The sequence below is a fragment of the Streptomyces sp. NPDC006235 genome (genome assembly GCF_040613735.1).
In the GTDB taxonomy this organism is placed as follows: domain Bacteria; phylum Actinomycetota; class Actinomycetes; order Streptomycetales; family Streptomycetaceae; genus Streptomyces.
In genome coordinates, this window is sequence record NZ_JBEXSR010000001.1 from 91,877 (window position 1) to 108,468 (window position 16,592).

At 69.7% G+C, this 16,592-nt stretch carries 16 protein-coding genes and 2 pseudogenes; 10 read left to right on the plus strand and 8 right to left on the minus strand.

The genetic code is table 11. From position 1 onward, the window contains the following. Window positions 1–7: 7 nt before the first annotated feature. The gene (locus tag ABZ192_RS00460; RefSeq protein WP_356922322.1) at window positions 8–760 is read right to left on the minus strand and encodes a hypothetical protein; all 753 of its coding nucleotides are present in this window, start codon (window positions 758–760) and stop codon (window positions 8–10) included. Between the two features lie 250 nt (window positions 761–1,010). Between ABZ192_RS00460 and ABZ192_RS00465 the strand changes: the two genes are divergently transcribed. The 5 genes and pseudogenes from ABZ192_RS00465 (at window position 1,011) to gap (ending at window position 4,167) form a co-directional block, all read left to right on the plus strand. Continuing rightward, complete coding sequence (locus tag ABZ192_RS00465; RefSeq protein WP_356922323.1) at window positions 1,011–1,385, plus strand: hypothetical protein; 375 nt, start codon at window positions 1,011–1,013, stop codon at window positions 1,383–1,385. A 115-nt stretch (window positions 1,386–1,500) separates the two neighbouring features. Next, a pseudogene (locus ABZ192_RS00470) lies at window positions 1,501–1,614 on the plus strand (MBL fold metallo-hydrolase); the annotation flags it as partial. A gap of 5 nt (window positions 1,615–1,619) precedes the next feature. Next, window positions 1,620–2,042: a nuclear transport factor 2 family protein gene (locus ABZ192_RS00475; protein ID WP_356922324.1), complete on the plus strand. Its 423-nt coding sequence runs from the start codon at window positions 1,620–1,622 to the stop codon at window positions 2,040–2,042. A 39-nt stretch (window positions 2,043–2,081) separates the two neighbouring features. Continuing rightward, window positions 2,082–3,038 carry a helix-turn-helix domain-containing protein gene (locus ABZ192_RS00480; RefSeq protein WP_356922325.1) on the plus strand — a complete coding sequence of 319 codons (957 nt, stop codon included), beginning with the start codon at window positions 2,082–2,084 and terminating at the stop codon, window positions 3,036–3,038. A gap of 130 nt (window positions 3,039–3,168) precedes the next feature. Continuing rightward, window positions 3,169–4,167 (plus strand): type I glyceraldehyde-3-phosphate dehydrogenase, encoded by a 999-nt coding sequence (gene gap / locus ABZ192_RS00485; RefSeq protein ID WP_356922326.1) that lies wholly within the window; start codon window positions 3,169–3,171, stop codon window positions 4,165–4,167. 42 nt (window positions 4,168–4,209) lie between these two features. Here the strand turns inward: gap and ABZ192_RS00490 are convergent, their stop codons facing one another. Genes ABZ192_RS00490 through ABZ192_RS00505 form a run of 4 tightly spaced genes read right to left on the minus strand, consistent with a single transcriptional unit; the run spans window position 4,210 to window position 7,915 of the window. Further along, entirely contained in the window at window positions 4,210–5,076 is an 867-nt protein-coding gene (locus tag ABZ192_RS00490; RefSeq protein WP_356922327.1) for a sugar phosphate isomerase/epimerase family protein, read from the minus strand. After that, window positions 5,073–5,909 (minus strand): alpha/beta hydrolase, encoded by an 837-nt coding sequence (locus tag ABZ192_RS00495; protein ID WP_356922328.1) that lies wholly within the window; start codon window positions 5,907–5,909, stop codon window positions 5,073–5,075. The genes ABZ192_RS00490 and ABZ192_RS00495 overlap by 4 nt, the downstream gene beginning before the upstream one ends. A gap of 43 nt (window positions 5,910–5,952) precedes the next feature. Then, entirely contained in the window at window positions 5,953–7,029 is a 1,077-nt protein-coding gene (locus ABZ192_RS00500) for a mannose-6-phosphate isomerase (protein WP_356922329.1), read from the minus strand. Window positions 7,030–7,072: 43 nt separating this feature from the next. Next, entirely contained in the window at window positions 7,073–7,915 is an 843-nt protein-coding gene (locus ABZ192_RS00505; RefSeq protein WP_356922330.1) for an SDR family oxidoreductase, read from the minus strand. 198 nt (window positions 7,916–8,113) lie between these two features. Between ABZ192_RS00505 and ABZ192_RS00510 the strand changes: the two genes are divergently transcribed. The 4 genes and pseudogenes from ABZ192_RS00510 to ABZ192_RS00525 all read left to right on the plus strand — a co-directional run bounded on the left by ABZ192_RS00510 (window position 8,114) and on the right by ABZ192_RS00525 (window position 12,306). Next, window positions 8,114–9,823, plus strand: a complete 1,710-nt coding sequence (locus ABZ192_RS00510) for an NAD-dependent malic enzyme (RefSeq protein ID WP_356922331.1) — start codon at window positions 8,114–8,116, stop codon at window positions 9,821–9,823. Between the two features lie 75 nt (window positions 9,824–9,898). Beyond that, window positions 9,899–11,179: a Shedu anti-phage system protein SduA domain-containing protein gene (locus ABZ192_RS00515; protein ID WP_356922332.1), complete on the plus strand. Its 1,281-nt coding sequence runs from the start codon at window positions 9,899–9,901 to the stop codon at window positions 11,177–11,179. A gap of 580 nt (window positions 11,180–11,759) precedes the next feature. Next, window positions 11,760–12,110 carry a hypothetical protein gene (locus ABZ192_RS00520; protein WP_356922333.1) on the plus strand — a complete coding sequence of 117 codons (351 nt, stop codon included), beginning with the start codon at window positions 11,760–11,762 and terminating at the stop codon, window positions 12,108–12,110. A 35-nt stretch (window positions 12,111–12,145) separates the two neighbouring features. Further along, window positions 12,146–12,306 (plus strand): annotated as a pseudogene (locus ABZ192_RS00525) (DUF4839 domain-containing protein). A gap of 405 nt (window positions 12,307–12,711) precedes the next feature. On the opposite strand, the gene ABZ192_RS00530 reads toward ABZ192_RS00525, so the two are convergent. Then, on the minus strand, window positions 12,712–13,557 hold the full coding sequence (locus ABZ192_RS00530) for a DUF4394 domain-containing protein (RefSeq protein WP_356922334.1): 846 nt from the start codon (window positions 13,555–13,557) through the stop codon (window positions 12,712–12,714). Window positions 13,558–13,922: 365 nt separating this feature from the next. Here ABZ192_RS00530 and ABZ192_RS00535 point away from each other — a divergent pair, with 365 nt between their 5' ends. Further along, complete coding sequence (locus ABZ192_RS00535; RefSeq protein ID WP_356922335.1) at window positions 13,923–15,176, plus strand: helix-turn-helix domain-containing protein; 1,254 nt, start codon at window positions 13,923–13,925, stop codon at window positions 15,174–15,176. A 491-nt stretch (window positions 15,177–15,667) separates the two neighbouring features. Here ABZ192_RS00535 and ABZ192_RS00540 read toward each other — a convergent pair whose 3' ends face one another. Both ABZ192_RS00540 and ABZ192_RS00545 read right to left on the minus strand, forming a co-directional pair. Beyond that, the gene (locus ABZ192_RS00540) at window positions 15,668–16,132 is read right to left on the minus strand and encodes a DUF5994 family protein (protein ID WP_356922336.1); all 465 of its coding nucleotides are present in this window, start codon (window positions 16,130–16,132) and stop codon (window positions 15,668–15,670) included. 52 nt (window positions 16,133–16,184) lie between these two features. After that, entirely contained in the window at window positions 16,185–16,592 is a 408-nt protein-coding gene (locus ABZ192_RS00545; protein ID WP_356922337.1) for a DUF5994 family protein, read from the minus strand.

Genomic DNA, 16,592 nt, shown 5'->3' on the forward strand with positions numbered 1-16,592 from the left:
CCCTGGCTCAGTGGTCGTCGCGGATCGTGGTCGCGATGCCGTTGCTGATGACGACCTCGGCGCTGACGCCCTTCTTGGCGGCCGTCTCCAGCTCCGCCTCGGTGCACTCGGTACCGCCCTGGCCGCCCTCGCCCGTGTTCGTGTCACCGCAGATGTCGCCGTAGCCCCAGATCTTCGTGTCCTCGGCGACGAAGAACTGCTGCTCGGTGCCCTTCAGGTCGGAGACCGTGTACTTGCCCGGCGCCAGGTAGGAGACGTTGCCGAACCAGGTGCCGTCGACACCCTTGCCCTGGTTGATGCCCTCGATGACGGTCGAGTCCCGCTGAGCGGCGCGCCGCTCGGTCACCAGGGTCGCGATGCCGTTCGTCATCTCCACGTCAGCGCTCACGGCGGCCTTCTTCGTGGCCGTCTCCAGCTGGTCCGGCGTGCAGGGCGCGTCCACCTTGGACCCCGCGTCGCCGCATATCGTGCCGGCGCCGTGGACCTCGGTGTCGTCGGCGACCAGGAACTGCTGGTCGCCCTTGCCCGGCACGGACACGATGTACTTGCCCGGGGCGAGATAGGTGACCTTGCCGTTCTTGAACGAGCCGCTGACGCCCTTCGAGTTCTTGGCGTCCGAGGCCTTCTCGGCGACCGCCGCCGTGCCCGTGCCGCTGTTGCCCGACGAGTTGTCGGTGCTGTTCTGGCATGCCGTCATCAGCAGCCCGGCGGTGATCGCGGCGGTGGCGACGACGGCCTTGCGCAGGTGGCGGTTCTTCACGGGAGGTTCCTTCCGAGTCGGGGTGGAGCAGGTCTGTGCTGACTAGGAGGAGCCCCGAAGCCCCCGGGTCGCGCCCGTCGTGCCTTCAGGACACCGCCGTGGCACGGCCGTGACAGGGCAACACATCGGCTGTGGACGGCGGTTCGCCGACGCGCCGCCTTGCGTCACGGGGCTCACCACTGCGGCTTCGGCGCAGTCTCTTCAAGCCCGCGGGGGTTCCGGGAGAGGCAGCTGAATAAGATGTGCACTTATGTCGAACCCTGATGAGCTGCTCGTCGCCATCTCCGCCGCGGTTGAGTCCGAGCGAAGCAATCAGATGTCACTGACCGTGGTCGTCGGCGGCGCCGTCATCACCGGCCGTCTGGCCCCCGAGGCCGTGTGGCGCGAGCGGGTGGCGGACGTCCTGAAGGACTCGGAGCGGCTCGGCCCGTTCGCGGACGTCTTCGCTCACGGCCCAGGCGAGAACCGGCCCGACCGCGACGAGGCGCCCACGCACCTGCACTTCCATCTCGCTCGGATCCTGCAGGGCAGCCTCGGGATCCCCGAGACGGGCGGGATGTACCGAGTCGCGATCAAGGACGTCAGCGCCTGGACCGTGGGCGACTTCAGCTACATCGACCGCTGAGTCTTCGGCCGCCGAGTCACTGAACCCCCGGGGGCGTGAGCGCCCGGGGTCGCACCGGGCATGATCGGTGGATGCATGGTGTGGAGGCCCAGTCGGGCGGTGGGAACGGGGAAGAGCCGACGGCGCCGCGCTGACCGAGGCGCTCGTCAGGCGCTACCCCGACCACGGCATGCTGATCGCCGCGCAGATCGGGGCGAAGGTCGCCAAGGGCGAGATGAAGTGGGGCTGAGTCTCATGACCTGCGAGCTCACCGACCTCGTGACCTCCACGGCCCCGGCGGACGTGGTCCGCCGCCAGTACCTGGCCTGCGCGGCCGGCGACCTGGAGGCCCTGCGCGCCACCCTCGCCCCGGACGTCGAGTGGACGGAGATGGCCGGCTTCCCCCTCGCCGGCACCTACCGCACCCCCGACGGCGTCATCGCCAACGTGATGGAGAAGCTCGGCCAGGACTGGGACGGCTGGACCGCGCACGACGACACGTACGTCGTCGACGGGGAGAACGTCGTCGTCCTCGCCCGCTACACCGCGGCCGACAAGGCCACCGGCAAGCCGATCGACGTGCGCGTCGCCCACCACTTCGTGGTCCGCGGCGGCCTCATCGTCCGCTTCGAGCAGTTCACCGACACCGCCCTCGTCCGCGACGCCATGCGGGGGTAGGCACAACGACGCGGGGCGGCACGGCCGTAACCTCTTCCTGTGCCCGCCCCCCGCCTGCATCGCGTCGCCGTCCTCGTGCTCGAGGGTGCGAAGCCGCTCGATGTCGGCATTCCGGCGCAGGTGTTCACGACCCGCGCGAGCATGCCGTACGAGGTGCGGGTGTGCGGGGCGACACCCGGTCTCGTGACCGGCGGCGACGGCCTCGCGTACTACGTCGCCCACGGCCTCGACGCGCTTGACTGGGCCGACATCGTCTTCGTCCCCGGCTACCGGTTCCCGGACCGTGAGGATCCGCCGCAGGCCGTCGTCGAGGCACTGATCGCCGCCCACGACCGGGGCGCGCGGCTCGCCGCCATCTCGACGGGTGCCTTCGCGCTCGCCGCCACGGGCCTGCTCGACGGCAGGCGCGCCACGACGCACTGGCACTACACGCGGGCCCTCATGGCCAGGCATCCGCTGGTACAGGTCGACGAGAACGTGCTGTTCGTCGACGAGGGCAGCGTGCTCACCTCGGCCGGCGCCGCCTCCGGCCTCGACCTGTGCCTGCACATCCTGCGCGGCGACCTCGGAGTCGCCGCGTCCAACCACGCGGCCCGGCGTCTGGTCGCGGCCCCCTACCGCAGCGGCGGCCAGGCCCAGTACGTGCCGCGCAGCGTCCCCGAGCCGCTCGGCGAGCGGTTCGCCGCCACCCGCGAGTGGGCGCTGCACAAGCTGGGCGAGCCCCTCACCCTCGACATATTGGCGCGACAGGCGGGGGTCTCGCCGCGCACGTTCTCCCGGCGCTTCGTCGAGGAGACCGGCTACACGCCGATGCAGTGGGTGATGCGCGCCCGCATCGACCTGGCCCGCGAGCTGCTGGAGCGCTCCGAGCGCAGCGTCGAGCAGATCGCCGCCGACGTCGGGCTCGGCACCGGCGCCAACCTGCGCCTGCACTTCCAGCGCATCCTCGGCACCACACCGAGCGAGTACCGGCGCACCTTCACCCGGGGCGAGTAGCCCCTGGGCGGCGCGTGGCGGGATCCGGCGTGGCGGGCGTGGCGGGATCCTTTTGAACCATGGCGATCCCGCCACTGTCAGCGGCGCGAGCCGCGGGCGAGCCTGGTGGGGAAGGGAAGGGACACCACTCATGACTCGCATCGCCATCAACGGATTCGGCCGCATCGGACGCAATGTGCTGCGCGCCCTGCTGGAGCGCGACAGCACCCTGGAGGTCGTCGCCGTCAACGACCTGACGGAGCCCGCCACGCTCGCCCGGCTGCTCGCCTACGACAGCACGGCCGGCCGGCTCGGACGGCCGGTGACCGCCGACGGGAACGCCCTGGTCGTCGACGGCCGCCGGATCACGGTGCTGGCCGAGCGCGAACCGGCGCAGTTGCCGTGGGCCGAACTCGGCGTCGACATCGTCCTGGAAGCCACCGGCCGCTTCACCTCGGCCAAGGCCGCCCGCGCCCACCTCGACGCGGGCGCGAAGAAGGTCCTGGTCAGCGCGCCGTCGGACGGCGCCGACGTCACACTCGCGTTCGGGGTCAACACCGAGGCCTACGACCCGGAGGCGCACACGATCGTCTCGAACGCCTCCTGCACCACCAACGCGCTCGCGCCGCTGGCCGCGGTCCTCGACGAACTCGCCGGTATCGAGCACGGGTTCATGACGACGGTGCACGCCTACACGCAGGAGCAGAACCTGCAGGACGGTCCGCACCGCGACGCCCGCCGCGCCCGCGCCGCCGGCGTCAACATCGTGCCGACCACGACCGGCGCCGCCAAGGCGATCGGCCTGGTGCTGCCGAACCTCGACGGCAAGCTGTCGGGCGACTCGATCCGCGTACCGGTGCCGGTCGGCTCGATCGTCGAACTCAACACGACCGTCGCCCGCGACGTGACGCGCGACGACGTGCTGGCGGCGTACCGCACCGCGGCCCAGGGGCCGCTCGCCGGCGTCCTCGAGTACTCGGAGGACCCGCTCGTATCGTCCGACATCACGGGCAATCCGGCCTCGTCGATCTTCGACTCGGCCCTCACCCGCGTCGAGGGCCGCCACGTCAAGGTGGTCGCCTGGTACGACAACGAGTGGGGCTTCTCGAACCGCGTGATCGACACACTGGAGCTCCTCGCCACCCGCTGATCGCTGTTTCCCCCTGTTCGTCCGGACCGCTCCCGCCCGCGCTCAGCCGGCCCGCCAAGCCGACTCGAGGGCCGTCCGGTTGGCGCGCAGGAGCTCGTCCAGGTCCGTCTCGTAGAGCGAGTCCGGCACGTCGTCGGAGAAGATCTCCAGGACGCAGGGGCCGCGGTAGCCGACGCCGTGGGCGGCGCGCAGCAGTCGGCCCACGGGGATGTCACCGGTGCCGACACTGCGCCGGTCCATCCGCGAGCGCGGTGTACGCCAGTCGCTGACCTGGAGCAGGAACAGGCGGTCGGGAGCGTCGGCGAGGTGGGGGACGAGGTCCGGGTCCTGCCACAGGTTCCACAGGTCGAGGCAGACGCCCACGTTCTCCCGGTCGACCTCCTGGACGATGTCGAGCGCCTGCCGGTAGGTCCAGAGGGCGGTTTCCACGTTGAGCAGGACGGGGTTGAGGGGCTCCAGCGCGATGCGCACGCCGTGGTCGGCGGCGATGTCCGCCAGTTCGCGGTGGTGGCCGACGACCTGGCGGATCGCCTCATGCAGGTTCCCGTCGGGCGCCGGCCCGGTGTTCGTGACGAAGGCCGCGCCCGGGGCGAACGGTGCGATCAGCTCCAGGCTGCGGCGGAAGCGGTCCAGCCGGTCGCGCCGGGCGCCGGGGTCCGGCTGGGTCTCGCTGGGGAACACGGTCCGTACGAGGGGCTGGACCGAGCTGATCGGCAGTCCCGCCTCGGCGACGGAGGCGAGTTGCGCCTTGGCGCGGTCATGGTCGTCGTCGAGCTTGGTCTCGCACAGCTCGATCGCTTCGACACCGAGGTCGGCGTAGTGCGTCAGGTCCTCCTCGAAGGACCAGGGCATGGTGGTGAACTGGTTGACGCCGTAGGGGAAGGCGAACGGAGGCGTGGGGCTGTTCATGCGAGCACCTCCGTGTCGATCTCGCTACCGGTCAGGAAGCCCGTGACCGTCCGGTGGAACTTCTCCGGCTCGTCGAAGAACAGCGCGTGGCCGCTGTGCTCGAAGAAGACGGTCCGGGCATCGGGCAGCGCCTCGCCGACCCAGGCGGGGCCCTGCCACGGGAACACCTGGTCCCGACGTGCGACCAGGACCAGGCTGGGCAGCCGGAGCGTGGGCAGCAGGTCGCGCCAGTCGTGGCGGGTGTGCTCGGCCATCAGCGCGTTGCGGGCGGACGCGGGTGACTTGGCCATCTCGGTCAGGAGCAACTCCCTCTCCGGCGGGGTGGGTTCGGTGGCGAAGACGGTGCGGATCTGATCCTCGTCGAAGGCCGGGGGGTCGCAGGTGAGCTGCGTCTGCAGGGCGGCCAGGGAGGGTTCGTCGTAGCAGGTGGCGTGTGCGTGCGGCCAGTCCGGTGCGTAGTACTGGCGGGGTGCCTGCTCGACGTACACCGCGCGGGCCAGGCGGTGGCTGCCGAAGAGTTCGAGATAGCTCCAGATGACCGGGCAGCCCAGTGACCAGCCCAGGACGGTGACCTCGCGCAGGTCGAGTGCTTCGAGGAGGTCGAACAGGTCTTTGGCCAGCCTCGGCACGCGGTAGCCGTGGCGGGGTTTTCCGGAGTCGCCGTGGCCGCGCAGATCGACGGTGATGACGCGGGAGTGTTCGGCCAGGGCGTCGACGTTGCGGGTGAAGAAGCGGCCGCTGAAGCCCCAGCCGTGGATCAGGACGAGCGGGGGGCCGGTGCCCTGTTCCTCGTAGTGGAGGGTGACGTCGTCGCTGGTGGTGATGGTGCCCATGGAGCTCCTTCTGCGTGCTTTCCGCGTGCTTCCCGCGTGTGTTCTACGTGCGTGGCTCGGTGAGGCCCTCACCGAGCGCGGCCACGGCGGCGGCCCCGTGCCCGGCCGCGAGCAGCGGCGTGCGGATGTCGTGTTCCAGGTCCGGCAGGTAGCCGAGGAGGACATCGGCGGGCCCCTCGATCCGTACGCGGCCCAGCGCCGCGGGCAGCAGCAGGCTCCGGGCTCGCCCGAGCCGCTCGGACCGGCCACCGGACTCCACGGTGACCGGGGCACCGGCGTTGCTGACGACCAGCGCGGTGGAGAAGTCGTGCACCAACGGGGCCGTGGTGCCCGCCCGCCACCGCTCCAGGGCGAAGTACGGGCCTGCGCACAGCACCGTGCGCTGCACTCCGTCGTCGACCTGGACGCTCAGGCCGGAGTGGAACTCAGGGCGTGGATCGGGACGCCACTCGTCGAGCAGCCGCCCGAGGTTGGTGTGCCACTCCTCGTCGTCCAATGCCGAGCCGTCCTCCATGTGGCGGCGCATGGCGTGCTGCTGGATGTCGGAGGTCTGCTCGATCTCGTAGACGAGGGTGCCGGGGCCGAAACTGTGCAGGGTCCCGCCGGGCACGTAGACGGTCTGCCCGGCCCGCACCGGAAGCCGGCGCATGACCGCGTCGAAGTCCTGTGCGAGCAGGGCCCGGTGCAGCGTGTCCCGGTCCACACCGGCCTTCACTCCCACCAGGGCGGTGGCTCCCGGGGCCGCGTCGAGGACGTGCCACGCCTCGGTCTTGCCGTGGGGCTCGCCCTCCAGCCGGCGGGCGGTGTCGTCGTCGGCGTGCAGATGGACCGGGAGGGCACCGGTGCCGTCGATGAACTTGGTCAGCACCGGGAAGCGCGGGCCGCGCCACCCGCGCCCCACGAGTTCGTCGGGGTGCTCCTCGACGAGCCGGCGCAGCGGCCGGCCGGCCGGCGAGCCGTCTGCGACCCGTGCTCCCTCCCCGTCCACATCGCTGACCTCCCAGGTCTCGGCGACCGGGCCGTCGGGCAGGCCGGTGCGGCCCAGCCGTTCGGCGAGGGCCCGGCCGCCGAAGACGTGCTGCTTGACCGGGGTGGTCAGCCGCAAGGGGTACCAGTCCACGGTCACTCCTGAGTGCTGAGGGGGATGGTTCCCTGGCGATGTGTCAGAGAATGGGCTGGCCGCCGGTGACGGCGATGCGCGCGCCCGAGACGTACGCGGCCTCGTCCGAGGCGAGCATCACGTACACGGGGGCGAGTTCGGCCGGCTGCCCGGCGCGCCCCAGAGGTGTCTGGCCGCCGAAGTCCTCGACCTGCTCGGGCGGCATCGTGGCGGGGATCAGCGGCGTCCAGATGGGCCCCGGGGCGACGCTGTTGACCCGGATACCCCGCTCGGCGAGCGACTGGGACAGGGAGCCGACCATGTTGGCGATGCCCGCCTTCGTCGCGTTGTACGCCAGCAGGCCCGGCGGCGGCGAGTCGGAGTTCACCGAGGTGGACGCGATGATCGACGCACCCGACTTCATGTGCGGCACCGCCGCCTTGCAGAGGTGGAACATGGCGCTGAGGTTGGTCGCCAGCGTGTGGTCCCACTCCTCGTCCGGGATCTCCTCGATCGAGTCCCGGAACATCTGGAACGCCGCGTTGCTGACCAGGACGTCGATGCGGCCGAACGCCTCGACGGCCCGCGCCACCACCTCCCGGCAGTGGGCGGGATCGCTCAGGTCACCGGACACGAGAACCGCCGTGCGGCCGGCCTCCTCCACCCAGCGCGCCGTGTCGCGGGCGTCGTCCTCCTCCTCGTCCAGGTGCGAGAGGAGCACATCGGCACCCTCGCGGGCGTAGGCGATCGCGACGGCCTTGCCGATACCGCTGTCACCCCCGGTGATCAGCGCTGCCTTTCCGGCCAGGCGTCCCGAGCCGCGGTAGCTGTGCTCACCGTGGTCGGCCTGGGGCCGCAGGTCCGCTTCGGAGCCCGGGGGCTGTTGCTGCTGGGCGGGCTTGGACATGGGGAAATCCCCCTCTTCTCTCATCGCGGGGATCGCTGCACCGGCTGGAGGCGGTCGCGCCGCCGTACCCGAACGAAGGGCTGCGTCAATGTGCGGCAAAGGGATGGGCGCCGGTGCGCCTGTCACGCCGACCGGGGTACCCGGGGCGCCTGGCCGGAAACCAGCCCCTACGGCAGTCGTACGACGCAAGGAGATCCGATGGCCCCGCCCAGCAACCGCGCACAGAACGAGCACGAAGAGAGGGGGAAGGGCCACGCCGGGAAGGGCCACACCAGCCGCGGGCAACCGGACGGTCACGCACTGCTCACGGACCCGCTGCGCAACAAGGGCGTCGCCTTCACCCAGGAGGAACGGGAGCGCCACGGCCTGGTCGGGATGCTCCCGCCCGCAGTCCTCTCTCTGGAGCTCCAGACCCGCCGCGCCTGGGAGCAACTGCAGGCGCAGCCGGACGACTTGGCGAAGAACGTGTACCTGGAGCAGCTCCACGACCGCAACGAGGTCCTCTATTTCCGGCTGCTCTGCGACCACCTCACCGAGCTGCTGCCGATCGTGTACGACCCGACCGTGGGCGAGGCGGTCAAGCGCTACAGCCACGAATACCGGCGCCCGCGCGGCGTCTATCTCTCCATCGACCGGCCCCAGGACATCCGCCCGGCGTTCCATGCGCTGAACCTGGGCCCCGACGACGTCGACCTGCTGGTGGCCACCGATGCGGAGCAACTCCTCGGCATCGGCGACTGGGGCGTCGGCGGCATGCAGCTCGCGGTCGGCAAGCTGGCGGTCTACACCGCCGCCGCGGGCATCCACCCGGGGCGGGCCGTCCCGGTGATGCTCGACGTCGGCACGGGAAACCAGGCGCTGGTCAACGACCCGCTGTACGTGGGCAACCGGCACAACAGGGTGCGCGGCGAGGCGTACGACGCGTTCGTCGCCGCCTTCGTGGAGGTGGTGGGCGAGCTCTTCCCGCAGGCGCTGCTGCACTGGGAGGACTTCGGCCCCGGCAACGGCCGCCGCATCCTGCAGCAGTACGGCGAGAAGATCTGCACGTTCAACGACGACATGCAGGGCACCGGCGCGATCACGCTGGCCTGCGTCATGAACGCGACACAGGTCACCGGCACGCCCATGCGGGACCAGCGGATCGTGGTCTTCGGCGCCGGGACGGCGGGCGTGGGCATCGCCGACCAGCTGCGCGATGCGATGGTCCGCGACGGCCTGGACCGCGAGGAGGCCACCCGCCGCATCTGGTGCCTGGACCGCCAGGGCCTGCTGCGGCAGTCCACCGAGGGACTGCGCGACTACCAGCGGCCCTACGCGCGCCCCGACGACGAGTGGCCCGACGACCGGCCGGCCGACCTGGCAGGTGTGGTGGAACGTGTGCACCCGACCGTCCTGGTGGGAACCTCCACCCGGCACGGGGCCTTCACCCGGGACGTGGTGCGCTCCATGGCCCGCCACGTGGACCGGCCCGTCGTCCTGCCGCTGTCCAACCCCACGGAGAAGATCGAGGCCATGCCGGAGGACGTGCTGCGGTGGACCGGCGGCAAGGCCCTGGTCGCCACCGGCATCCCGGTACCCCCGGTGGAACTGGACGGCACCACGTGCGTCATCGGCCAGGCCAACAACGCCCTCCTCTACCCCGGCCTGGGACTGGGCGCCGTGGTGGCCCGTGCCGAGCGGATCACCGACGGCATGCTCCAGTCCGCGGCGGAAGCCGTTGCCGGCCTCACCGACCTGTCGGAACCCGGCGCCGCGCTGCTGCCGGAGGTGCAGAACCTGCGCACCTCCTCGGCCGTGGTGGCCGCGGCCGTCGCCCGCCGCGCCGCGGAGGAGGGCGTCGCCCGGGCCCGCCTCGACGACGTGATCCAGCAGATCCAGGACGCCATGTGGCAGCCCGAGTACGGCTGACGGTCGGGCATTGTCAGTGCCCGGTCCTAGGGTGCCCGGGTGGCGACATTTCGATCGGGCTTCACCCTCTGGCAAATGGTCCGGGCGGCACGCGAGCTCACTGAGGATGCGCGTGTCCGGGAGCGCGTCGATGCGGTGCTGGACATCATGGGTGGCCTCGGTGGGACGTACGGCAAAGGCAGGCCCTTGGTGGACGCCTTGGAGGATGTGGCCCAAGAGGCAGTCCGCCAGGGTGACTTCGCACTCGCCCAGCGCTTCCAGCGTTTCGCTGCCTATGCCGGAGGCGAACTGTTCCTCGAAATCCTGGAGCACTACTACGACGACGAGGCTCGGCGACGCAGCGAGGAAGGCATGCGGAGGATGATCGCCTTGGGCGCCGACAGGGCGGTCGCCGCCCTGGACGTCCTGTGCCGCGACCAGCCCGACGCGACAGCGGCGGACGCCCGTGACCTCTTCCGAGGCATAGCCCAGTCCGCTGATCACCTGGGTCTCGGGGACGGCGAGGGCGGAATCCAGCTCTCCACCCGGGAGGTGCGGCGCCTCCAGCAGTACGGGCACATGGAGGTGGTGCTGCGCAACCTGCCCCGGCCCGCCTCCGCCGAGGCCGCACGGATGATGAGCGACGTCCTGGCTGACGTCGATGCGGGGATGCTGACTCAGTTGCTCGAACTGAGGGCCAGGCAGGCCGGCTTGGCGGCCCTGCGTGCCGTGGTGGAAGACCCGGAGAGCTCCGAGACCGCCCTCCACGCGTGCCTGAAGAACCAGGAGTGGATCTTCGGCGGAGCCTACGTGGCCGAGCTGGCACGCAGGCAGTACACCCCGGACACCATCCTCGACATCCCGCTTCTGCGCGGCGACGGCTCACTGCACGTCGTGGAGCTCAAGCGCGCCGACATCAAGGACCTGGTCATACGACGCTCCGGCCACCTCATGCTGGGTGCCCCGGCGCACCGTGCGGTCTCCCAGGCGCAGAACTACCTCCGGACCATGGACGAGAACCGCCCGGACATCCTGGCCGGGCACGGAGTCGACACACGGCGGGCGTCGGCGACGGTCGTGATCGGACACCCGCGATACGTGACCGGAGACGTCACGTCTCAGGAGATCGCGGAGACGCTGCGGACCTACAACACGCACCAGGCCCGCATCGAAGTGATCACATACGAGACCTTGCTGGAGTCGGCCTCCCGCATGCTGGCCTTGTCATCGGCACGGCAGGACGCAGACGAGGGCGAGGAGCCTGCTGGACCTCGGCTCCTTACCCGGCCTCCCTGCCGCCCGCGAGCCGACGACGCCACCAAAGGTCGGAGCGCCACTGCCGACGGTCGGCGAACGGGTCGGGAAGAGTGCGCTTGAGGTACACCCTGTCCAGAGAGACCACTTGGCGCCCCAGCTCGGCACGAGCTCGGACAGGCAGCTGCTCCAGGACCAGCTCGAGCACGTCGCGGGCGTGCCTCACGTCGTCAAAGGAACAGCCGCGGCACGAGCACTCCGCGTGCTGCGGATACAGGGGCCGACGTCCAGGCGGTTCCAGAAAAGCTCGGTACCGCCGCAGCGCACGGTCCGTGGCACCGGGATGGACGTAATAGTCGGCCGACAGCCTCTCTACTCGATGTATCGCGAGGCTCGTGCGGCCGGAGAGCCCGTGGATCCGATCCGGCGGCGGACCCTCCGAGCTGCGAGGACCGTGCTGCTCGACGCGCAGGACGCCAGGCCGTCTACGCGGCATCGGCCTTTCGGTATGCAGTCATGGACGTCATCATGCCAGCACCCATGCGCCCGGAGTCAGGAGCAACGGGACAAGCCTTAGGCGGCCACCTGTCCCAGCCCAACGACGATGGTGGCCGGCACGAGGCTCAACAGGTGATGTCGAGTTCCTCGCGAAGCCCCATAGGCTCGCGAGGCAGTTGGTATGAGCAGGCCACTGGGGGGCCGCATGACCAACAAGATCAAGTACGAGTACCAGAGCGTGCGGACAGTTCGCGGCACGGACGGCTTGGTGATCTCGCGGATGCAGAAGGACGGCAGGGAGCTCGCGGAGCAGGCCCAGGGCACGCTTCGCTCCACCGGCGCTGCCTCTGCACTCAGCGGCGGAGGCGAGGAGAAGGGCGAGTCGGACAAGTCGACAGCCGCTGCGAGCGAGAAGCCTTCCGTTTCGCCGATCCCGACCGCGGCCGAGTCGGCTGCCACTGAGGTGATCACGTCTCAGAACACCCCGGAGTTCGCGGCGCTGCTGAAGGCGGACTACTGCGACGACGCGAATTGGGCTTCGCGAACAGGCTCGTAGGCCAGACGGTCGCGTTCAACGGCTCGATTGTGAACATGGCGCCCAGCGGTGACTACGACACCCGTTATGACTACCTCCTGGGCCCAGGCGACAAAGGACCGAACACGACAAGTTCCGCTTTGTCGCCGAGGTGGGCGAATTCAACGCGGACCAGTGCCTCTTCCTTCTCGACCCGGTCTCGACGGAAGTCCGGTAGAAGCTAGTTGCCGGGAAGCTGTACATGGTCGCTGTGGAGCCTGGCAGACGGCAAGCAGAGGTGGTGGAGCTGACGCGCAACTCCGCTACTTACAGAACGTCCGGATAGCTTCTGACCTGGGCATACGTGCGATGGTGCAGCTCCGGGGCGCGCAGGAACGCACCGTTGTTGACCGTGGTTATCGGGTCTTATGGGCACGCCGTCGGCTCGGGTTGTCCCCTGATCCGGGCAGGTCCGCGAGGTCGGCGGCCGTCGCGGCGTGGTCGAGGCCATGTGCCAGGCGTGCTGCCCAGAGCAGCCCGAACAGAAAGGGCTGCGACAGGATGTGCCCGAAGGGCACGTCTCAGGCTCGCCGCGGCCCGGGAGCAGCCGGGCCGCGGCGAGTAAGTGACCTGCGGGAGGGGCTCAGCTCCCGGTGAGAGAGATGGCCAGGTCCGTGATGTTCAGGGGGAACTTGGCCTTGGCGGCGTCGGCCACGAGCGTGGCCTCGCCGGTGAAGAGGTTGACGCTGTAGAGGGAGGGCCTGTTGGCGCCGGAGGCGGCGAGAGTGGCGAAGGCGGCGTTGCTGACCGTCTTGCCGCCCGACAGGGTGCTGAAGATGTCCATGCCGGCGTTGATCTGCGCGTCGATGCCGAGGCTGCCGGTCGGTGCCAGTGTGCCGTTGTTGGCCGGGGACTGGACGAGGACCTGGTCGCTGGTCGTGCTGATGTCGAACAGGGTGGTCGCGGTGGCCCCGTTGAGGTCGTTGTTCGTGTAGGCGGCGGCGGAGACGCCCTTGGTCGTGCCCTCGATCGGCGGGGTGGTGAGGTTCAGGTCCTGGACGGTCGTGTGGTCGTTGAGGTTGTGCCGCAGGTTCTGGCCGTTGTCGCTGATCACACGCAGCCGGTCGGCGGCCGGGTTGAAATCGACGCCGAAGTTCGTGCCGTGCAGTGTGTACTGGAGCTGGGACACCTTGGTGATCACGACGTCCGTGGTGGTCGGCGGGGTCTCGATCGTGTAGATGCCGCCCTTGTTGCCGACGCCGTACATCAGGCCGTTCTGCACCCGGAAGTCGATGCCGATCAAAGCCGTGTCGCCACTGAGCCCGACGACGTCCCTGACCCAGTCGAGCACGTTCGGCCGGTCGGTGGTGAACGTGGCCATCTGGGTGCCGTCACCTGTGATCCCGAACGCGCGCAGGCTGGGAGTGGCGGCGGTAGCGGCCGAGCCACTGCCCGGCGTGCTCAGCATGAGCGCTGTCGACGTGGCCATGACCGCCACCGCCGCCGCGATTCTCTTTCTCGTTCCTGCTTTCATCGGTGTTTCCCTCCCGTTTGAGCAAGCACCATGGAGTGGCGCGCAGATGAGAGATTTCCGTACCGATTCCCGCGCTGATCCGGAGCGGTGGCCGGAATGATTGCTGTGGTGTTCCCCCACGGGCTGGTACGCGGTTCCCATTAAGGCCAGTTCACAGTGTCTCCACAAGTGGAGCAGGCAATGGAAATGTCCCGATCCAAGGATTTTGCGCACTGTGACAAAGTGCCCCAGACGCGGTCGTCTCCGATGTGCGCAGAGTGATAAATGCCGTCCGGATTTCCCCTGTCGGCTTCTTCGACCGGAAGGGCATGCTCGCGCCCATGGGGAGCTTCTTCGCCGAGTTGGCCCGGCAGGCGTCGGCCAACGCGCGCCGGGAGGTCGAGGCGTACGCGCGCGAGATCCCGGAGTTCGGGTTCCTGGACACGAACTCCCGGGCGCGGGCCGAGACGCTGGAGTACGCGTTGTGGCTGCGGCGCCGTACGGTCGAACTGTCCCCGGACAACAGCGCGTTGAGCGACGACGACCTCGGCTACATCGCGGCGATCGGCGAGTCGCGGGCCGCAGCGGGGATGCCGCTCGATGCACGGCAGCGGGTCCTGCGACTGCACACCTCACTCATGCTGCGTGAGATCAACGAAGCGACCGAAGCTCAGCGCGGCGTCGGCGTCGACGAACTCATGCGGATGATGAACTGGTTCGCCCCGCAGGGAGAACGCGGTATCCGTGCCTACAGTCAGGGATTCGTGACGGCGCTGCGGCACCGTCTGCCGTACGTCGAGCATGCCGCCCTGCTGGCCAGGTCGTTGCTGAACGGAGACCCCATATCGACGGAACTCGCTTCGGCGCTGGGCATGGAACTGCCCGAGCGCTGCGCGGTGACGGTGATCCGGGTGGCGGACCGTCCCGCCGGCGATCGCGACCTGGAAAGCGAGATCGAGGCGCTGGTGAAAACCCACCAGGCGCCGATCACGTGGTGCCCGGGCAGTGGAAGCAGGAACGGTGAGCTGATTGCCCTGATTCCCTTGCATCCCCCCACACCCGAGGCGTCTGAGGGGCCCAGTACAGCCGAGACCGTACAGTCGCACTCCGTAACCGACCTCCTGCCCGAACTCGTATCCGATCTCGTACAGGACTTCGCCCAGGCTCTCGGTCGCCCCTGCGCCGCCGGCTCCGCCACCTCACCGCTGTCCGAGGTTGCCGGCGCCCTCGACCTGGCCCGGCGGATCAGCAGGGCGGCGCCGCTGCGACGGGCGTCCGCTCGGCTGCGGCCGCACACCGTGTCGGACGTGTTCGTCGAACTCGCCGTTGCGGACGCGCCGTTCGTCGACGAATGGCTCCACGCCGTGGGCCGGAGCCTGCGGCCCGGTCCGGACCTCCTTGTCACGCTTGACGCGTACTATCGCCACGACATGCACCGCGGCGCCACGGCGGCAGCCCTCAACGTCCACCCCCGCACCCTGGACTATCGCCTCCGCCGGGTGCGGGAGCTCACCGGCATCGACCCCGGCTCGACGCGCGGCGTGCGCATTTTCAGCTCGGTCGTCACGCGGCGCCTGTCGGGAGCGTGGCACTGAACCGTGCGATCACCCAGTGCCGAGACGGGCAGCTGGAGGGCCCGGACTGCCGAGAGCTAATGATGCGGTGATGGTGCGCGACCGGCTCACCGGTCTAGACAACAAAGAACCCCGGGTCTCTGACCTGGGGGTTTCACGTGGAGGGGGTGACGAGAATCGAACTCGCGCTCTCAGCTTGGGGAGCGACGGCGCTTGCGGGGGTGCGTCGTGTCTGACCTGCGCCTACGCGGTTTGCATCCCCATGCCTTCAGCTTGGATCGCACCGTAATTGACCGTAGTTCTTCGCTCATGCGCATCCGGAGAGATTGTCCAGTAGAAGCTGCTGGCGAGTGCAGGCGAGCGCCGATGACCGGGCCTTGCCGACGTGTGTAGGCAGGACAAGGCCACCTTGACGGTCATTGTCGCCGCAGACCACGTGGTCTGGACGCGTCCATGTAGTCGACCCCGGTCGTGAGCGGACTCCGCCTGATGTTGCTGCATCTGAGCTGATGTCAAAGGCTGGTGTCGATCAGGATCTGCTGGGCCTGCTTGGGGTTGCCGGATCGGACCGCTTCTGTCATCGCGGCTCGCGCCGCCTCGGGGGGCGTGCCGGGTGGGACCACGAGCAGGGAGAAGTGGTCCTGGTCCCCTCGGGTCACGAGCGCGGTGTCGTCGCCCACGGAGAAGACGTCGATGTGCACCACACGGTCGTCGACGGTCATCCGCGTCGGCATTTCGTCCCAGGCCGCGGAGTCCAGGCCGATCCGTGTGATCGGCCCGAGGCGCTCGGCCAATGCGCTGACCAGGCCGGGCAGTTCGGCGGCGAGATTCCTGGAACGGGGCCACCACGCACCGTCGAGGATGCTCCGGCGTTCGTGAGTGGTGGTGAGCCGCAGGAGCGCCGTTCCGGGACGCATGGATTCGTGTGCACCGTCCGCCAGCAAACCTGCCGGAGGCGGGGAATCGGGATCGGGCATCGTGCTCACCTGCCTTTCGGGGCCTCCTCGCGTCCACGCTACTCCTGGCGCGTCAGGCGCGGTCGCCGAGCACGGCGGTCATGATCGGTTCGGCCGCCTCCTCGGTGGTGTCGGGCGGCACGACCAGCAGGTCCCAGCGGCCGTGGCCGGGGGCGAGCAGGACGACGGTGTCCGGGGCGTGTGCTGCGACCGCCTTCCGCAGTCGTACGACCTGGTTGGCGACGAACATCCGGCCAGGTGCCGCGGACCAGGCCGCTCCGTTCACCGTGACGCCGGCGATGTGTCCCCAGGCGCGCGGCAGTGCGGCGAGCAGCTGCGGAAGCTCCGCCAAGAGGTCGTACGAACGTGGCCACCACACCCCGTCGAGGCGACGCGGCAGCGCGCTGTGGGGCGCGAGCCGCAGGCGGAGGAGAGGGCGGATGGACGGTGCGGGCGGTGCGGGTGTCGCTGTGGTGATCAT